This window comes from Shimia aestuarii (assembly GCF_900114635.1).
Taxonomy (GTDB): Bacteria; Pseudomonadota; Alphaproteobacteria; order Rhodobacterales; family Rhodobacteraceae; genus Shimia; species Shimia aestuarii.
Genome location: NZ_FOTQ01000001.1, coordinates 645450 through 663480, shown reverse-complemented (window position 1 = coordinate 663480; position 18031 = coordinate 645450). Strand labels below are relative to the sequence as shown.

Annotated in this window: 23 protein-coding genes; all 23 read left to right on the top strand. The window is 56.9% G+C overall.

Annotated features, from left to right (window positions below):
• Positions 1-5: 5 nt before the first annotated feature.
• The 23 genes from BMZ35_RS03395 (at position 6) to BMZ35_RS03285 (ending at position 18031) form a co-directional block, all read left to right on the top strand.
• Positions 6-1271, top strand: coding sequence for a leishmanolysin-related zinc metalloendopeptidase (locus BMZ35_RS03395; RefSeq protein ID WP_093090876.1), 1266 nt, complete (start codon positions 6-8; stop codon positions 1269-1271).
• A 166-nt stretch (positions 1272-1437) separates the two neighbouring features.
• Entirely contained in the window at positions 1438-2319 is an 882-nt protein-coding gene (locus BMZ35_RS03390) for an ExeA family protein (RefSeq protein ID WP_093090874.1), read from the top strand.
• The gene (locus BMZ35_RS03385) at positions 2316-3863 is read left to right on the top strand and encodes a GumC family protein (protein WP_093090872.1); all 1548 of its coding nucleotides are present in this window, start codon (positions 2316-2318) and stop codon (positions 3861-3863) included. Before BMZ35_RS03390 ends, BMZ35_RS03385 begins: the two co-directional genes overlap by 4 nt.
• A 22-nt stretch (positions 3864-3885) precedes the next feature.
• A complete protein-coding gene (locus BMZ35_RS03380) occupies positions 3886-4689 on the top strand; it encodes a tyrosine-protein kinase family protein (RefSeq protein WP_093090870.1) in 804 nt (267 codons plus the stop codon).
• Positions 4690-5155: 466 nt separating this feature from the next.
• Entirely contained in the window at positions 5156-5851 is a 696-nt protein-coding gene (locus BMZ35_RS03375; RefSeq protein WP_242654682.1) for a sugar transferase, read from the top strand.
• A 3-nt stretch (positions 5852-5854) separates the two neighbouring features.
• On the top strand, positions 5855-6382 hold the full coding sequence (gene nusG / locus BMZ35_RS03370; RefSeq protein ID WP_093090868.1) for a transcription termination/antitermination protein NusG: 528 nt from the start codon (positions 5855-5857) through the stop codon (positions 6380-6382).
• Between the two features lie 210 nt (positions 6383-6592).
• On the top strand, positions 6593-6724 hold the full coding sequence (locus tag BMZ35_RS21030) for a transposase (protein WP_093090866.1): 132 nt from the start codon (positions 6593-6595) through the stop codon (positions 6722-6724).
• Between the two features lie 109 nt (positions 6725-6833).
• Entirely contained in the window at positions 6834-7166 is a 333-nt protein-coding gene (locus BMZ35_RS21025) for an IS3 family transposase (RefSeq protein WP_093090864.1), read from the top strand.
• An 85-nt stretch (positions 7167-7251) separates the two neighbouring features.
• Positions 7252-7473 (top strand): integrase core domain-containing protein, encoded by a 222-nt coding sequence (locus BMZ35_RS21020; protein ID WP_423227743.1) that lies wholly within the window; start codon positions 7252-7254, stop codon positions 7471-7473.
• A 560-nt stretch (positions 7474-8033) separates the two neighbouring features.
• Entirely contained in the window at positions 8034-8198 is a 165-nt protein-coding gene (locus tag BMZ35_RS03350) for a ribbon-helix-helix domain-containing protein (RefSeq protein ID WP_093090860.1), read from the top strand.
• A complete protein-coding gene (locus tag BMZ35_RS03345; RefSeq protein ID WP_093090858.1) occupies positions 8195-9541 on the top strand; it encodes an ATP-dependent DNA helicase in 1347 nt (448 codons plus the stop codon). Before BMZ35_RS03350 ends, BMZ35_RS03345 begins: the two co-directional genes overlap by 4 nt.
• On the top strand, positions 9541-10008 hold the full coding sequence (locus tag BMZ35_RS03340; protein ID WP_093090857.1) for a hypothetical protein: 468 nt from the start codon (positions 9541-9543) through the stop codon (positions 10006-10008). The genes BMZ35_RS03345 and BMZ35_RS03340 overlap by 1 nt, the downstream gene beginning before the upstream one ends.
• 63 nt (positions 10009-10071) lie before the next feature.
• Entirely contained in the window at positions 10072-13425 is a 3354-nt protein-coding gene (locus tag BMZ35_RS03335) for a hypothetical protein (protein WP_131814316.1), read from the top strand.
• A 369-nt stretch (positions 13426-13794) separates the two neighbouring features.
• Positions 13795-13995 carry a hypothetical protein gene (locus tag BMZ35_RS03330; protein ID WP_093090855.1) on the top strand — a complete coding sequence of 67 codons (201 nt, stop codon included), beginning with the start codon at positions 13795-13797 and terminating at the stop codon, positions 13993-13995.
• A complete protein-coding gene (locus BMZ35_RS03325; RefSeq protein WP_093090853.1) occupies positions 13982-14167 on the top strand; it encodes a hypothetical protein in 186 nt (61 codons plus the stop codon). Before BMZ35_RS03330 ends, BMZ35_RS03325 begins: the two co-directional genes overlap by 14 nt.
• Before the next feature lie 137 nt (positions 14168-14304).
• Positions 14305-14853, top strand: a complete 549-nt coding sequence (locus tag BMZ35_RS03320; RefSeq protein WP_093090851.1) for a hypothetical protein — start codon at positions 14305-14307, stop codon at positions 14851-14853.
• A 77-nt stretch (positions 14854-14930) separates the two neighbouring features.
• Entirely contained in the window at positions 14931-15113 is a 183-nt protein-coding gene (locus tag BMZ35_RS03315; protein WP_165609992.1) for a hypothetical protein, read from the top strand.
• Complete coding sequence (locus tag BMZ35_RS03310; RefSeq protein ID WP_093090847.1) at positions 15103-15315, top strand: hypothetical protein; 213 nt, start codon at positions 15103-15105, stop codon at positions 15313-15315. The genes BMZ35_RS03315 and BMZ35_RS03310 overlap by 11 nt, the downstream gene beginning before the upstream one ends.
• A 3-nt stretch (positions 15316-15318) precedes the next feature.
• Positions 15319-16632 carry a phage major capsid protein gene (locus BMZ35_RS03305; RefSeq protein WP_093090845.1) on the top strand — a complete coding sequence of 438 codons (1314 nt, stop codon included), beginning with the start codon at positions 15319-15321 and terminating at the stop codon, positions 16630-16632.
• Entirely contained in the window at positions 16626-16907 is a 282-nt protein-coding gene (locus tag BMZ35_RS03300; RefSeq protein WP_093090843.1) for a hypothetical protein, read from the top strand. The genes BMZ35_RS03305 and BMZ35_RS03300 overlap by 7 nt, the downstream gene beginning before the upstream one ends.
• Positions 16904-17083: a hypothetical protein gene (locus tag BMZ35_RS03295; protein ID WP_093090841.1), complete on the top strand. Its 180-nt coding sequence runs from the start codon at positions 16904-16906 to the stop codon at positions 17081-17083. The genes BMZ35_RS03300 and BMZ35_RS03295 overlap by 4 nt, the downstream gene beginning before the upstream one ends.
• Positions 17061-17300 carry a hypothetical protein gene (locus BMZ35_RS03290; RefSeq protein WP_093090839.1) on the top strand — a complete coding sequence of 80 codons (240 nt, stop codon included), beginning with the start codon at positions 17061-17063 and terminating at the stop codon, positions 17298-17300. Before BMZ35_RS03295 ends, BMZ35_RS03290 begins: the two co-directional genes overlap by 23 nt.
• Positions 17297-18031 carry a hypothetical protein gene (locus BMZ35_RS03285; RefSeq protein ID WP_093090837.1) on the top strand — a complete coding sequence of 245 codons (735 nt, stop codon included), beginning with the start codon at positions 17297-17299 and terminating at the stop codon, positions 18029-18031. The genes BMZ35_RS03290 and BMZ35_RS03285 overlap by 4 nt, the downstream gene beginning before the upstream one ends.

Sequence of the window (18031 nt, the reverse complement as noted above, 5' to 3'; positions counted from 1 at the left end):
CCCCTTTGGCGGATTTGCTTCCGCCTGAATTCGATGCAGAATTGGTGGCTTCCTTTTTTGATAGCAGTGCAACGGATCGCAAGGCAGAGCTGCTCCCAGACAGCGACGGCCCAGTCTTAGAGCAAGTGCAGGCTTCAGATGAGCCGCAGCTTGAGGAAACGGACAACACCAACCACCTGAGTAGCGACCGCACCATTTTTGACAGCGACACACCTGCATCATCTGAGGCGGAATCTGAGGCGGACAAGCGCGAGTTTGCCAAATTTGAAGCGGCTGATCCTCTTGTCCTGGTCGATTCATATCAATCCTCGAATGCTTTTTCCGGCCTGGAAATCGCCGGTAACAATGCGCCGATTGACCTTTGGAAATATGCTCGTCCTCTGGGTGAACACGACGATGCCACTGACAGCCCTCTAACGGGCGCGGGGGCAAAACCAACCTGGTCTGGCGGCGGCAAAGGCGGCACCGACGATGGGAGCGATTCCGGAACAGGTGGCAAGGGAAAGGGTAAGACCAAGAGTGACGATGGAACAACCGGCGACGACGGCGTAGTCACGCCCCCGCCTGATGACGGTGTGACGCCGGTCGAGCCCGACTTCGTCAGCGGCATGGACAACCCCACAGGGTACAATATCGCGATCGTGTATGTTGGTACTTGGAGCGAAACGCTCCGCCAGGGAATTGAAAACGCCGCCGAGATGATCAGTACTTTGATCACCGATGATCTTCCCGATCACAACGGCATCGACGATATTTCTATTACGGCAACATTGGAAAACATCGATGGAACAGATGGTTACTGGGGTTGGGGAGGGTATGACACCCTGCGCAGCGACAGCCTTCTCCCAAGTTCAGGCTACATAAAGTTTGATACCTCGGATACGGACAGGATTGAGTCCCTTGGCCTTTGGGAAGATCTGATGCTGCACGAAATGTTGCACGCGTTGGGTTTTGGAACGACATGGTCCGACATGGGATTGGTCGAGGACTTTGGGGGTGACTTGAGGTTTACTGGCGCAAACGCAACCGCAGCCTACAACCGGGATTTTGCCGACATCGCGATGCACGATGCTTTGGCCGACTTTGGCGTCGCCGTGGAAACTGAGGGCGGACCCGGGACGGCTGGCGTTCACTGGGACGACGCAACATTCAAAAATGAGTTGATGACCGGACAACTAAATTACGACAACTATCTGTCCGACATGAGCATCGCAGCATTGGAAGACATGGGGTATGGTACCGTCCTTGCAGACAGTTTCATCTTTACTTAGAGTAATTTAGGCGATTGAAGGCGCCCGGCTCAGTACTGTGGGACGGGCGCATCTTTCGTAGCAAATTTTCGCCGGGTGTGTTTCGCGCTTTCGACATCTATTCTATAGACATTAGGATGGCATGAAGAATTTCTAGCCATCTTGGTTTGAGTGAGTTGAGTGAAGCATGGGTGCTGCCCTGTACAACGACTATTTCGGATTTCGCGAGAGACCATTTTCTCTATCGCCTGATCCGGACTTTCTGTTCTGGTCCAAGGCACACGCCAGGGCTATTTCAGTGCTTGAATACGGTATCGTAACAAGGGCGCCTCTTACGCTAGTCTCCGGCGAGGTCGGGACGGGCAAGACCACGTTGATTCAGCAACTTCTGCGCAATCTCGAGAATGATGTGACCGTTGGGCTGATTTCGAACGCCCGCGGCGATCGTGGCGACTTGCTCCGTTGGGTTCTAGGCGCGTTTGATTTGGATGTACCAAACGATGGCGACTACGTGGACCTCTTTCAGCGGTTCCAAGATTTCGTGTTGGCGGAGTACGCGGCCGGCCGACATGTGGCTCTGATTGTTGACGAGGCGCAGAACTTGGGCATCGATACCTTGGAAGAATTGCGAATGCTCACAAATATCAACTCCGGCAAGGACGAGCTGCTGCAAATCATCCTTGTCGGTCAACCTGAATTACGCGTTATGGTCCGCAAGCCAGAGCTGCGCCAATTTGCACAACGCGTAACGGCGACCTACCATTTGGAGCCAATGGACTTAGACACCACTGTGAATTATGTCATTCATCGGTTGAAGCACGCGGGCGGGACCGGCAAGGAATTCACCCTCGAGACCATACGCCATATCTACAACGAATCTGAAGGAATCCCGAGAGTAGTCAACAAGTTGTGTGATCTCGCTCTTGTTTATGCTTCCACTGCAGGAGAAAAAGAGGTTGGCGTGGGCACGATCAAGGAGTTGATCCAAGACGGGCTGATCCTGAAGTCGTCCAAAGAGCCTTTGGTTTTGACTGAGCGAATTGATAATGTGGGAAAGGCCGCTGAATGAACTTTGACCTAAGTTTCTACTGGGCCATATTCCTGAGGCGCCTCCCGGTGATGGCATTATTCGTACTGCTGTTTTCGTCGCTGGGTATCGTCGCAGCTCTGAAGTTACCTGAAACCTACATGACGTCCGCACGGCTATTGCTGGAGGCGTCGCATATTCCCGACAGCATGGTTTCCTCTGTAGTGCAGTCCAGCGCTGCTCAGCAGCTCGAAGTTATTGAGCAGCGTTTGATGACCCGTGCGAATTTGATCGACATCGCTAACCGTTTTGACGTGTTCGAAGATATGGACGCGATGGAACCCGACAACGTCAACGCGAAGATGAAGGAGGCGACAAAAATTCGTCGGCGCGGCGGTCGAGAAGGTGGTCGGGGTGATAGCTCAATAATGATGACGATAAGTTTCGAGGCGCGTACTGGACAGATTGCCGCGAGCGTTGTGAATGAATACGTCACCTTGGTATTGGAGGAAAACTCCAAATTTAGGGCTTCTCGCGCTGAGAGCACGTTGGAGTTTTTTGAACATGAGGTCGAGCGGCTAAATGACGAGCTCAGCCGAAAAAGCGTGGAAATTGCCAACTTCAAGAGTGAGAATGCCAAAGCTCTGCCCCAAGACCAAGCTTTCCGACTTGGGCGCGAGAACAGTCTCCAGGAACGTCTTGATCAGCTGGCGAAAGAGCTTGCAGTAGCGGAGCAGCGACGAGAACAAATCAAGCTCAACTTTGAAAATCCAAGAAAACCCGCTGAAAACGCCCGTAGCGCTTATGAAGAAGAGCTGGTTATTGGTAAAGCGGAGCTTGAGCGCCTGAGAGAATCTTATGGCGAAAGCAATCCCAGGATTATTCGACTGAAGGATCGGATCAAGAGGTTGGAAGCGATTGTTGCCGCGCGGAATTCGGTTGATGGGACAGCCGAAGAAAGTGAAGACATAAAAACGCTTTATGATGCCGCGTTGAAAGACGCCGACGGCAAAATCAAGGTGATTCGAGACCAGATTGAGGCAACGGAGGACGAGCTCGAAGAGCTAAGAAAAAACATCTCCAGAAGCGCAGTCAATGCGATCCGACTTGCGGAGCTGGAGCGTGATTATCAAATTCTCCAAACACGATACGGTTCGGCGGTATCCAATCTGAATTTGGCGCGCATGAGTGAACGTATTGAGTCCACCGCACAAGGTCAGCGGATCAACGTGATCGAGAACGCCAGTGTGCCACAGGTACCCAGTGGGCCCAATCGCCCCTTGATTGCGGCCATTGGTATCTTTTTCGGCTTCGGCTTGGCCGTGGGGTACTTTGTCGTGTTAGAGCTTTTGAATTGGGTCATTCGGAGACCTTCGGAACTTTCTGAGCGCTTCAACATATCGCCGCTTGTGACGATTCCATATATCGAAAGCCGGATGGAGAAAGCTGTGCGTCGCGGTGCGCTTGTGGTGACATTGGTCGCCGTGTTGATCGGGGTGCCGGCGGTACTCTGGTATATCGATACACATTATCTTCCTTTAGAGTTGATTGTGCAAAAGAGCCTGTCCAAGCTCGGGCTTGGGTAGACGAATCGGGAGATTAAGCCCTGTGGAAAAACTGCAAGCAGCCCTTGACAAGGCCCGTAACTCCCGACGCGAGCGCACTGACCCAGGAGTGGAGGTCAAGCCGGTTGCCAAGGAAACACAACCGTCCGGTGTCGATGCGCGCTGGCAGGCGCTAACCTCCTTCGACGCGAAAGATGCGGATCTAATACGGCATCGAGTTGTGACCCGGCATGCGCGCAAAGAAGCGACACCGTTTGACATTCTGCGCACCAAGGCACTTTTGCAGATGCGTCAAAACGGCTGGAAGCGACTGGCAATTACATCGCCAATGCCCCAGTCCGGTAAGACCACGACGGCATGCAACCTTGCGCTTGGGCTTGGACGTCAGAGAGACCTGCGTGCTATGCTCTTTGACTTGGATCTTCGCGACCCTTCTGTGCATGCCTTTTTCGAAACTCAGCCGCCTTATTTGATTGGCGAGATGTTGACAGGGGCTGTTTCCTTCGAAGAGCAAGCCTTGCGCTATGGTGACAACGTCGCTGTTTCCATGTCCTTGCATCCTGAAACTGACCCGACACGAATACTGTTGGCCGAAGATACCGCGGAGAAGTTGACTTCGATCCAAGATGCGTATGAGCCAGATGTCATGATCTATGATCTTCCTTCGGTACTTGTGAACGATGACACGCGGGCATTCCTTAAGAACGCGGATTGCGCATTGATTGTGGTCCGCTCTGATTCAACGACTTACAGTCAATTCGAGCATTGCCAGCGCGAGGTCGCCGAGCAAACTAATGTTCTTGGTGTGGTTTTGAATGCCTATCGCCACGACAAGCGGACCACATAACCCGCAAATTTCAGGTCAATGTGAGACACAATGTTCCTGGAGTTAGTTGTGTTTTCCCGGGTGGTTAATGTTTGATTCTTGCTCGGCGAGAAACCTGAGCACAACCGAGAAACTCGGCTACATAATTCAAACCTGGTCGTCATCCCACGAGTTCGATGAACCTATGAGACGGGAAAGCCCAAGACTGTGATATGCCGATTCGCACGAGCGGGTCCGACTCGTGCCGCACAAACACATCTCCAATTGACGTAATGCGGGTGCAATTGTTTTCGCGTCGGGGTCAATACCCGCACCTGGGTGCACTTTGTTGCTGGTTTACAAATTGTTACTTCAAATCACTTGATTACATCTGCTAATAACAAGAGGATTAACAAAAGAATAATATCTGAGTCTTTGAGACGTGCCTCGGAGTTGAGGTTCGGTTGGCAGTAAAATTTTTTTTTGCTTCCTTTGGGGGGGGTCAGTTTTGAAAATAGAAGCCGCTGCATTGTACGGCCAAGCCGTTCCTACCGAAGCATCTATTTCCGCGGTTCGGAAAGCTTCCATCGAACGTGAAAACTTGCTCCACGGCTACAATGGATTTTTTGTTGCTAAGCGTGCGTTGGACTGGATATTCGCTATCCTGGTTTTTCCTACCTTTTTGGTAATCACTGCCATACTTTTTTTGGTGAACCCTCTGTGGAACCGTGGCCCGGTTTTCTTTCGCCAAGTAAGGATGGGGCGGGGTGGAAAACCATTCACCATGTGGAAGTTCCGGACAATGACGGAAAACGGCGTGTCCGTACGCGCGGCCGATGCGCCGCTTGACACGCACCGTATCACACCGCTCGGCCGCATGTTGCGCCGGACAAAGCTCGACGAGTTGCCGAACATCCTAAATATTTTTTCGGGTGATATGAGCCTTGTGGGGCCGCGACCTGACGCTTTCGATCATGCCTGCGAGTACATTGCGGGCGTGCCACATTATTGCAAACGTTTTACCGTGCGTCCCGGCATCACGGGGTTAGCACAAGTGCGCGGAGGCTATGCCGACAACAGGCGTGCAGTGGCGCGCAAGGCGCGTTATGACACTTTTTACATCAAAAACTCCAGTCTCCGTATGGAACTGTATGTGATCTCTTTGACTTTTGTGGTTGTCTTCTCGGGCTTCGGTCAACGGTAAGCCATGGCTGGTGGAGCAGTTTCTGAAAACCATAATGAACCTTGGTTTCTTGCTCAGCTTAAGCCAGGTGGATTAGAGCGCGCAGTGACAAACCTTGCTCGGCAAGGTTATGAGAGCTTCATGCCGATGCGTGAGGAGACGCGCCGTCGCGCTGGGCGATGGGACAGAGTGCGAAAGCCGCTTTTCCCGGGGTACTTATTCGTCAAGGTGCCGCTTAGTCAGATGCATTGGCGGTCTATCAATTCCACTTATGGTGTCGCAAGAATAGTTGCACTTGAAGCGGGGCGCCCAACAAGAGTTGATCCCGACCTTGTTGCGGCTTTAAAGGTTCGTTTCCGCTTCAATGGAGAGCTGAACCAACCAGCCGAACTTGAGGTTGGCAACAGGGTGAGAGTAATCACCGGACCTTTGGCGGATAATCTTGCAGAGATTGAAGCTGTCCCGGAACGGGGGCGCATCCACGTTCTTCTGCAGTTCATGGGGCGCTACACCAGGGCTGTTCTGGCTACTGACGACGTGGAGAGTGTTTAAGTAACACTTGTGTCGTGCGTCGTATGCAGACTTAAGCGAATCGCAGGGGCGGCTTGCCAATCTCATTTCATTTTGCGCACCATGAAGCCGCTAGAAGGGTTGTCGTTTGGCAAGGGTCAACGTAGCGCTAGCTTCGGCACCGGATTGACCTTCTCCCCTGAAAAGCCCTCGATTTGTGGTTAGCCTGTTCTCCAACTGAGGAGACGGACGATGAAGAGAAGCCGTTTCAGCGAAGCACTTAATGGCGTTTTGAAGGAGCGCCAAGCGGGCTTGCCGACCGGTGAGCTGTGCCTCAAACACGGGATCAGCGGCGCGACGTTCTACAAATGGCGACGCAAATAAGGCGGCGTGGAGGTCGCCGATGCAAAACCGCTGAGGGCGCTGGAGGCCGAAAACGCGAATTTGGCGAAGATGATGGCCGAACAGATTCCCGACAACGCGATGCTTAGGGATGTTAACGCGCAAAAGTGGTGACACCCGATGCCAAGCGCAAACGGTGGCGCATCTGATGAAAGTCCACCTGGCGAGCCAGCGTCGGGCGTGCGCTGCATTGAGCGTGGAACGCTCGACGGTGCGATATCGATCGCGCCAGTCGGAGGATGGCAATCTGCGGGATGCCATCAAGCGCGTATCGAAGGAGCGCCGCCGGTTTGGTCATCGCCGAATCCACGTGATGGTCCGGCGCGAGGGCTTCGAGGGGAACCACAAGAAGCTCAGGCGCATCTGTCGCGAGAACTTGGCCCTGGTGCCGACACGTCTCTGTATGGGCTGCGGGTCACGCTGAAACTGAACCGGGTTATCGCTGAGCACGGAATTCCGGGAACGATCCTGTCTGACAGTGGCTACGAGTTCACCAGCATGCCTACCATTTGAAGGGTGCAAAACACCGGGATCGACTGGCATTACATCGCACCGGGAAAACTACCCAGAACGCGTTCATGGAAAGTCTCAACGGCAAGCTGCGCGATGAATGCCTCAATGAAACGCTCTTTAGCTCACTGGCCGAACCTCGGGAAACTCTGAAGCCGTGGCAGGAGGATTACAACAATCACAGACCAGACTCGGCGTTGGGAAGTCTGACGCCAAGATAATTTTCTGAGAATACAAACATGGACAACTGGCCGCGTAAGGCCATCACACAAACCCCAAGGACTCTCCACTAGGCGGAGGAAACTTGGGGCTCAGGTCACGCATGTCTGACGTTAGACACCCGCTACTGCCTGCGGTGCTGCGGAAGGTTCATGCCTTCAGCGGCAAAAAAGCGGTATCCAGAAACACATTAATTACCCCCGGATTTGGTCTCGGCGGTAGCGTGTTGCGGACTCGCAAAATGGAACAGAATAAAAACAGAATGTTTAGACAAACGTTTAGACGCGCGATGGCCGCTCGGCTGAAAGTCGTCTAAGTCATTTTTTATTTGGAGGCGAGTACCGGAATCGAACCGGTGTACACGGATTTGCAATCGTTCTGCCGAAGTTGTTCACGGATTATGGCCCGCGCCTCTTCCCGCATCAGTTGTTCCAAGTCTAGCATTCTGATAACCTCTAGTGCTTTGTTATATAGGAAGAATATGAGAATTATGGGCCTTGGGCTAGGTGGTTGAACGTGAATTTTGCTCATAACCTTGGGGGACAACTCAAGGAGTGAGAAAATGAGCAAAACAATCGCGGTCACACTGACCGACAAACAACGCCAAGCGGTCGATGATCTGTCCGCCCGGCTCGAAGTCCCCCGTACCGTTATCGTGCGGCAAGCCGTCGCCGCGTATCTGGTGAAGATGGAGCGCGAAACCGATCTTTTGCGGGGTGCGGTATGAGTGACACCATCGTTCTCAACCCTGCCCAGAATGAGGCGGTGCAGGCCGCGCGCGATCTGAGGCGGGGCGAGATTCTGGTTATTCTCGGATCGGCTGGTTCTGGGAAATCGACCGTGATCGACCACGTGAAAAATGTGGTCGAAGCGCCCACCTTGATGGCTCCAACACATACCGCCAAGCGCGTGATGACAGACATCACCGGACTTCAAGCGATGACCTACCACAAGGGATTAGGCATCGTGCCGGACGGCGAAGGTGAGTTCTACACCAACGGTAAGGTCAACGGGCAGGCAACCGCGATCTTTGACGAGACGTCGATGATGCCGGACAAACACCTGACCCGCGCGACTCTCATGTTGCAAACGGGGCGGATGATCTTTCTGGGCGACGAGGCGCAACTCCCCCCGGTGGGAGCCGACCAGATGTTCACCCGCTGGTTTACCGCACGGGGCGGGGTGAAAGTCATCCGCTTGCAACAGGTCATGCGACAGGCAAATGACAACCCGTTGCTCAATCTCGCTTTGCAATATCGGCACGGTGAGGACGCGAGGATAAGTTTCCCGACCAGCAACGTGACCAGCGGGGCGGGTGGTTTTTATCTCGACACCAAAGACGGGGCGATGCGGAATTTTCGGAAATACCGGGAAGAAGGTCATAACGTCCTGATGGTCAGCTATTTCAACAGGTCGGTGAACAGCTTGAACCAGAAGTTCCGCATGGACTTCTACGGGGACGCGGCGGCGGAATGGCCGTTTTTGATGAATGAACCGATTGTTGCGTCCGGCTTGTGTCTTCGGGCGGATCGGTTTTCCGACTATCTCGAATTCAAGCGGCAAATGCGTCTGGTCCGCGACAAGAAGATGGACTTCAAAGACGTGACCGCAGACCCGTTTGAAAGCTACGTCGCCTTGGAGAACGGTCAGGAGGGTGTTGTGGTCGGCGCAACCCGCGTTGTCGGTCATCACGCCTTTGGCTCCAACGATGTTTGGGAACTGAAAATCCGCGTCACCGAGACCGGGAAAACCTTCCCGGTCTGGACCATGCGGCCCGATGAAAGAGCGTTTACCGTTGAACGGGAAAGGCGTCACCACGAGGCGCTTTCCGAGGATGACCGGAAAGAGAACAGGCTCCATATGGCCTACTATTTCCACCTTGCCGACATCCGCGCCCCGTTCGTGTGTTCGATCCACAAGTCACAGGGCCGGACCGTGGATGTCTGCTTTGTTGACATGGTGTCGGTCAACGCGGCCCGCACAATGCGGACCGGATCGCAGGAACTGTGGAACAGATTGGCCTATGTGGCGCTTTCACGCCCGAAACATATCGCAGTGGGGTTTGCATAATGATCAAACGAGTCGGAACTGAGGTCTATAAACTGACCAGCTTGAACCGGGCTTTGCCGGATGATCTTCAGGAACAGGCACGGGCCTTTGCGGCGCGCTGCGGGGCGGATCATGCCGCCGCGTTCGCGTGGGATTTGTTCGCCGTTCATGGCCTGTTGGAAAGGGGCGACGCCGATCATGCGCGGGTGCATCTGGATGTTGTGTTCGCCCGCGTCCGAGCGCGGCAATATGAGGTCGGACACGGACCCGAGGTGATACCACAGGCGCAGAGCATGACGCTTTTGTCCGGTAGACCGTTCTTGCCCAAGAAATACGTGAAGACGTTGGACGTCTACCGGGCATGGGTCGGTCAGGGGACCGCGCTCTGCTTGCTGACCGAACTGTGTGTCATTGCTGATTTGCTGGATCGCGGCCAGATCAATCTCGCACATGCACGGGCGACGGGCGAGATTCAGAGACTGGCATAAAAAAAGACCCGTCCGAGCCACCCCCGCCCGGACAGGTCATTACACCGGATAGAGGAGTCCGATATGGACACAATAGTCGATTTGAACGCGACTGTCACATTACTGACCAGTCACGGAAAGCCGCTGTGCAAGACCTTCACCCAAACACCCGATGGTGTTGTCAGCACACCTAGCGCGAACATGCATAAAGGGCTTGCGCAGGAAGTCTACGCCCGAACCCCGGTCGAATTGGCCCGGTTGCTGGATGGGCTGACACAACAGCAAGCCATTGCCCTTGGATCACTGAAGTCGGGCAAGGCGTCGGCGGCATTGACCACGAAGCGCCACGCCACTGGCGACGTCATCGCCCGGTCGACCGATCACCTGCACTTCAAACCGGATCGGCTGGCGTGGTTCCTTTTGGACTTCGACACCAAGGCGATGCCCGATCACGTTGCCGAGCGCATAGCGGACATGGGCGGACCGTGGCCTGCCCTGTGCGCCATCTGGCCCGAATTGGCCCATGCCGCGTCTGTGGTGCGCCCGAGTTCCAGCGACGGGGTGACGGGCGCAGACGGGGCTGTGCGGCGCTCTGACGGCATCCACGTCTATGTCCTGATGCACCTGACCTGTCCGATGTCGGAGACCCTGAAGACCCTTCAGGCCCGTGCATGGGTGCTGGGCTTGGGCTGGTTGATGATCAGCAAGGCCGGGGATTTTCTCGTCCGCAGTATCGTTGACACCACGGTCGGCTCCCCGGAGCGGCTGGTTTACGAGGCACCGCCGATCCTCGGTCCCGGTGTCGCCCGATACCCCCGCCCGACCATCATTCAGGACGGGATCGCCCTCATGGGGTTGCCGACACATGAGGCGGACAAGGCAAAGGCCGATGTGCTGATCGCACAGGCCAAGCGCGGTCTCGCTGATCGCGCCGCCGAGATAAAAGAAAAGCATATGGCCGAACGGGTCGCCGACCTTGTTGAGCGCAAGAAGATCGCCCCGAAGCTGGCCCGCAAGATCATCGAACAGCGCGTGAATGGGTGTGTGCTTGATGATCGCGACACCTTGCAGATCGACACGGGCGAGTGGGTGGCCGTGGGAGACATTCTGGACGATCCGGGGACGTGGGACAGGCGCGGCATCCCAGACCCCATAGAAGGGCTGGAATACGGGCCAGACAAGGCCACGTTGATGCTGACCCCGCGCGTGGGTCACCCGACAGACCGTCCCGTCATCGTCAGCCACGCCCACGGCAAAAAGACCGTCTTTCGGTTCAAGCGGTACGAGATGACCGCGCCGCCTGATCTGGGTCCGCATTACCCCGCACCAACGGAACCGCGACAAGAGGCCATCAAAGCCCATGGGCGGACTGTTGAGGACTGGGCGGATGCTGCATTCAAGACCGTCAGGGCATCCCGTGATGTGAAGGCGCTGGAAGAGATGGACGAGTATGACCGAGCGGTCGCGGTCGGGGAGATAATGGGGCGTTACGGTCTCGACCACACCCCGCGCTCTTACCTGACCCGCAACAGCAACGCCCCGCGATGGATGCTGACGGGCGCGCTGGGTGTCGGTAAGACCGAAACGATCTTGCGGGTTCTGGTCGAGAACCCGGACGTCACCGCTCTGTTTCTGGTGCCGGATCACCAGATGGCCGAGGAAGTGGCCGAGCGCTATCTGGCGATGGGGGGAGACCGGGCGATGGTGTTGCGCGGTCGGGCGATGGTCGATCCCGAGGTCGAAGGCGAGAAAATGTGTCTGATGGCGCACAGGGCGGCGCAGGTTCTGAAACACGGCTTGTCAGTGCGATCCGCCCTTTGTGAGAAATGCCCGAAGCGCAACCAATGTGGATATATGCGACAAGCGCGGTTCTTGTCCGGTGCACGGGCAGTGTTCGCGCCGCATGACTGGGCGTGGTTTCAGCTTCCCGGCGATTTCAAACCCGACGTTGTGATCTTTGACGAGCGCCCGAGAGATTTCGGGATCAATGTTCATGACCTGCCCGTCGACTGGTTGCTTTCTGATCTGGTTTTTGACGGTGGCGATGCGTTCGAGACGATGGACGCCCTATCGGCCCGTCACCACATTCTGCACCCGTTGATGCGAACACTGCACTACGCGGCCCGCCTGTACCCGTGGGCCATGCTTGCCGTGTTGCGCCAATACGGGTGGACGCGGGATCATCTGGCCGAAGCGGTTCGGGTGGTGGACCTGTTTGGTGCGCGCGGTGTGCTGCGGGGATGCCGGAACTTTGTCATGCACGATTTGTGCAAGGTGGACGAAGTTCTCTGCGCTCCCCCCCGCCCCATTCAGGAATTCAAAGCGTTGCTGATGGCGCTGGAAGCCGAGATTGATCTGGGACACCTGAACCCGACGACGGTGCGCCTTACCAGCGATGACAGCTTCAGGATCACCACGACCAAGACGTTGGCGAACGTCCCGAATGCGCCCTTTCTGCATCTGGACGGCACCGGGGACGAAGCGCTGGCGAATGCGTGGTTCGGGGCGTTGGATCACCGGAACCACAAGGTCGAACGCAATGCCTACGTCACCCAAGTGACGGGCCACAGCTTCAGCAAGGCATACATGACGGCTGGTGGCGGTGAGTGGCAAGGAGAGTGGAAGGACCGCAGCGAGGCTTTTCAGGCCGATCTGTGGGGCGTGGTGCGGGCCGATGAAGGTGCGGCGGTGTTCTCGTACAAAGCCACCAAGCCCGATGGCTGGTTCGGTGCTTTGCGCGGTCTGGATCGCTGGGCGAATCATCCGTCAGGGTACGTGATCGGGCGCAACCAGCCGGGACCGCGAGATGTGGAACACCTTGCCGCGCCGTTTGCCGTGCGGGCCGGACATGTGATCCAGTCGTCCGAATACGGGCAGGAGTGGCGCGGTATTCGGATGCGGGATGGGAGCGTGACGCCGCAGTTGGTCGACGTTCATCCCGATCCTTGGGTGCAACGCGTCCTCGAACAGATCAGGGAAAGAGAGAGCGAACAGGCCATGGATCGTCTGCGCTTGATCCACAACCCACAGCGAAAGTCGATATACCTTCTGATGCCCATCGTATTGGATCAGACCGTTGATCGGGTGATTGACTGGAAAGATTTTGTTCGTGGTGGAGAACGTATAGAGCGCGCCATTAGGCGTTACGGGTTCTTGCCGATGTCCGGCAAAGAATGTGTTCGGCTGTTCCCGGACATCTGGGACAACAGAATGACCGCGAACCGCGATCTGGAACCGCTGCAAGGCGCTACAGCGGAAACATTCGTAACATTTGGTAATAAAGAGTCTCTTATTACGGAATGTTACCAATGTTTGTATCAGCGGAACGCCCACTACGCTCATTCGGTAAAAGCGTTCGTGTTCGCTACAGCGGCAACGGCCAGAGAACGTATAGCGGAAATCGTTGGGGAATTGCGGTCCTTCGAACTACTAGAATGAGCCGCTATAGGACCGAACCACCTATAGCACGACCGCTATCGTCCCGAGGGCGGACCGAAGCGGGGCGTCAGCGCAGCACACTCCCCGGCATATCCCCCATATCCATCTCAATTCCGGCACCAGACCCACACCACCCCGACACCAGCCAAGCACCAGACCGAGGTCAGAGCGGGATCGGCTCGACGGGGGGCGGGTGGGTCGTATCTGAGATTAAGGGGCGCGCTACCGCACGGGGGAGTGAATCTCAAAAACGAACGGGCAAAATGACCAACCTTCCCGTCACTGGAAGGTTTGATTATACTCGGTCTACGCGCGCCCCGACGCGCACAGCCCGCCCTATATCGGAACGAAATGGAACTAGATCGACTCATGGCCGACGCCCGCGCCTTAGGGGTGATCCAACATGCGCGGCGGATGATTGCGCGCCATGTCGGCGCTCCGACCAAATACGAGCGCATCGACCACCACACACATCGAATCGTCTGTCTGGAAACCGAGGTGATCTTTCACACGGCGCGATCCAGCTTGGACATTTTTGAACGATGGAAGGAAGCGTATGAATCACATTGATGCAACGGCCTGTGCGCGTTTGTGGTCCGCAGCGCTCGAAGCGCAAATAAAGGCCGCACGGCGCGGAGATGCCGCCGCAATCCATTGGCTGAAAACATCCGGCCCTGCGGTCGCCGCCATGCTGAACCTTGACCCTGACGTCATTTCGGACCTCGTGAAACACAATATATAGGTTTAGGTACGACCAAAACCCAACATCTTGTGCGAATCACCTACATCGTGCACCCTGACCGCGACGGGCCGGGTGCGAAGACGCTTTGCTGATCCGCCCGGTTCCGTCGAACACCCGACCAAATGGGACCGAGAAATATGACACTGACCGTCCGCACCGCGCCGACATTGGCCCGCAAGCTGATCAAATCCACAGGCTACATCCGCCGAGAACTGGCAGCGGCTTCCAAAGCAGAACAAGCAGGCCGCGAAGGCGCGACCGAGACCCGGCAAAAAATCACATCCATCTTCACCGACCGTCTGAAAGCCGCAGAGCAGGCCGTCGAAGATACCCTCTCCCTTGCCGAAGAATTTGAGGCCGCAGTCCATATCCTGCGCTTCAAGCAACCCGGCGCTTTCCACCCGTCGCCCGTCATCGGGGCGGCGAAGCGGTGTTTGTCGCTGGGTTGCGCAAATCCTGTCCTGATCGAAAAGCTGGAACACGCCGCCAAGCGCGCCCGAGACGCCGCCGAGCGCGCCGAGCGCCGCCTTGTGGATGCCGAGGCCGATCTGGCCGCGACGGCGCTTCATGGCGAGTTGCTGGCCGCTCTGCCCGGTGCTGGTTTCGATCCACAACATCCCGACATCAAAGACCTGCGGCAAAAATACATGGCCGCAGCGAACTCATCACGGAAGGCCCGCGCATGACCGAGTACCGAAATCCATATCGGCGCAAGGCCGAACCCGTCTTGACCCAGCCCCAGATGGAAGCCATCGCGAGGGCGATGGGTGAACTGATCGTCAAACACGTGAAGCCTCTTCGCGACCGCGTTGCAACCTTGGAAAAGACGCTGGAACACGCGCAGGCCGATGCCGAAGCCGCGCTCGAAAAACAGGCCGATGAATTCACACTTGATGATCTGAGCGCCATGGCCAAACGAGCAAAGGAGTCTCGTCATGCGAAATGATCACCGACTCCGCGCCGCGATCCGCGCCGATTACGTACAGGCCAAGGGCAAATTGCTGGCCGCTGGATGTCCGGTGTCGGATGCCCGGAAAAAAGCCGCATCCTTTACCCGGCGCGTTTGGCGCGAGGTGGCCGAAGAAAAGTCCGAGACCGGACAAAACCGCATCCGCGCGGCTCTGCGCGCCGTGATCACAGGAGACTGAACAATGCCCAAAGATAGCACCGCCGTGATCGGCGAAATCGAAAACCCGATTTTGCGAGATAAGGTCAAGAACGAGAGGGACCGAATGCGCGCCGAACGCGCGCTGGACCTTGCCAACGAGGAATTGAAAAACGCGGAAGCCGCAGTGAAGCGCCTGCCCGCTGTTGAGGCCGAATTGGCGTCTGTGCGGCGCATGTTGGATCGTCCTCAGCGGCTCGAAGCCAGCCTGAAGGCACCTGCACAGGCCAAGGCAACGGTGAAGACTCCCAAGCCCTTGGACGTGCTTGCTCTGGCGATCAGCGCCGAGTTGACTCGACGCATGGACAAGACCCCCATCGCAAAGTTCTTGGAAGACGTCGCCCCCGGCGAACAAAACCGTCTCGTCCGCCGTTACGCGCAGAAAGCGGCAACCGACCCGGCCTATACCGCCCAAGCCGGATGGGCACAGGAACTGACGTCGACCGGACTGGGCCAATTCTTTGCGGATGCGGCTCCCACGGCCCTGATCCCGCAGGTGGCCAATGTGGCTCGTCAACTCAACTTCAACGGCCAAAATGCGGTCTCCCATCCCCGTCGCCTGCGCGACAATCTCCCCGGTGAGTGGGTCGGGGAAGGGCGGATGATCCCGGTCAAATCTGGGCAGTTCGGATCGGCGGTCGCCAACCGATTTAAGTTGGGCGTGATCGCTGCCGTCAGCAACGAGATTAAACGCGCATCGCGCCCTCAAATTGTCGATCTGGTCCGAGATGCGATCTTGTCCGACACGGCGACGGCGCTCGACGGGTATTTCTTGGATGCTCAGCCGGGTGTTTCAGGTGTCCGACCCGCTGGCCTGTTGTTCGATGCAACCTCGCAACCCGCAGCGGGAACCGGAACCATTGCCGACGTATTCACCGATCTGCGCTGGTTGTTGTCCGGTATGTTGTCAATCCGCGCCCGGTCGGCCCGCATCCTGATCAATCCGTTGCTGATCGCGGCGCTGCGGATGAAGACGACCGATCTTGGTGTGTCACCATTCGCCGCTGATCTGGACAAGGGCCAACTCGCGGGCATTCAGTTGATTGTGTCCGATAACGCGCCCGCTGATCAGGTCATCGCCGTCGATCTGGATAGCTGGATGCTGGGGATCGACGCGCCCGAGGTGGACTTGTCGGAACACGCAACCATCGTCATGAGCGACGATCCCGAGAACGATGTCGACCCAACGACCCGCAGCGCATTCCAAACTTGGGAAACGCTCATTCGCTTCATCCAGCCCGCAAGCTGGGGCGCGTTGCGCGAAGGCACGGTCTTCGAACTGACGGGGGTATCGTGGTGATCATCAGCGTCGACCATGACGACGCCATCACGGCCCGCGTCAGCATCAACGGCGTCCACCGCGCCACACTGACGCACCCCGGCGCTTTGAACGCCGCCATCGGCGCGTATCTCGTTGACCTGAACCTGCCTGCGCAGGCGACGGTCTGGGTCGCGCCTGAAGGCCGCAAGGCCACCCCTGCCGATGCTGGGCAATACATCGGCGCGGCAAAGGTCTACGCCGAGACAAATGGTCCGACGGCGTTGGCCAAACTGTTGAAAGGAGCGCTGACATGAATCCCGATCTGGAAACCGTCAACAGTCTGCTACTCGACCTGATCAGACAGGCGCTACTCGACGGCGCGGCGATGCAGAAGACCCCCGGCGCTGACGTCAGCGAGACCATGCGTGACCTGAACGAGCGCAGGCTCACCATTCTCCAACTGATTGATGCGGATCGTGCTGCAGGATGAAATCGGCATAGCCCTGCGCCTTGCTTGGGCCGCTGAGGATGACGCAGCATTCGCGCGTCACGTGACGGCCCTATGTCGGGACGTCTGGCGTCTCGTGCGGTCCGATCCCTTCCCTGATCCGGTGGCGTTGGCGCACCACATCGAAGGCGTCCGCGTGGGTGATGGCGAAGAACTTCTGCGGCGCATCCTGTCATTTGGGGAGCGCGTCCTGCAATGAACATTCCCCAGCGCGCATACAAGCGAGGATACCGACCGCCACCGCTCTACAAATGGTCAGCAAAGCGCAAACATCCCGTCGTCAACCTCGGTGGCAAGCTGGTGCGTCGTGCGCTGATCATGCAGGTGGTCCCGGGCATCGTCGACGCGATGCGCGCCTTTCACGTCAACAGCTACGTGCAGGGCGTGAAGCACTACCGCGCCCAAGGCGAATTCCAACCCGAGGACGAAGTGGTCCAGCTTGTCGACGGGTCTCCTGCGCGCCCTGTGCGCAATGTGTCACTTGGTGGGCGGATCGTCCTTGCCGAGAACCCGCAGGGCGCGGCGCGGGTGTTACAGGCCGCGCAGACCGCCTTTATCGAATGGACCACCCGCGCGCAGATATGGCGCGAGAGCGGGCGCTATCTCGCCGGGATGCGCGTCCATGTCGATGGTCGGGAAATCTCGCCCGGTGAACTTGCCCGACTGAGCGGGACTTTCGATCAGATCATCATCAGCAACCACGCGCTCCATGCTGGCAAAATGGAAGCCGCGTGGGATCAATTCGCAGGCTATTCCGTCTGGAAAAAGATGATGGCCGAAGGCTGGGGCAACCGCGTTTCGATGCGCTTCCAGATCGGCGGACACCCGGACTATCGCACCGCATCGGGACGGCCCTCTCGGATACCCCAACTTGTCATTTCCCGCCTTGGTGAATTCACCAGTCGCGGACCAAATAGGAGGATTTTGTGA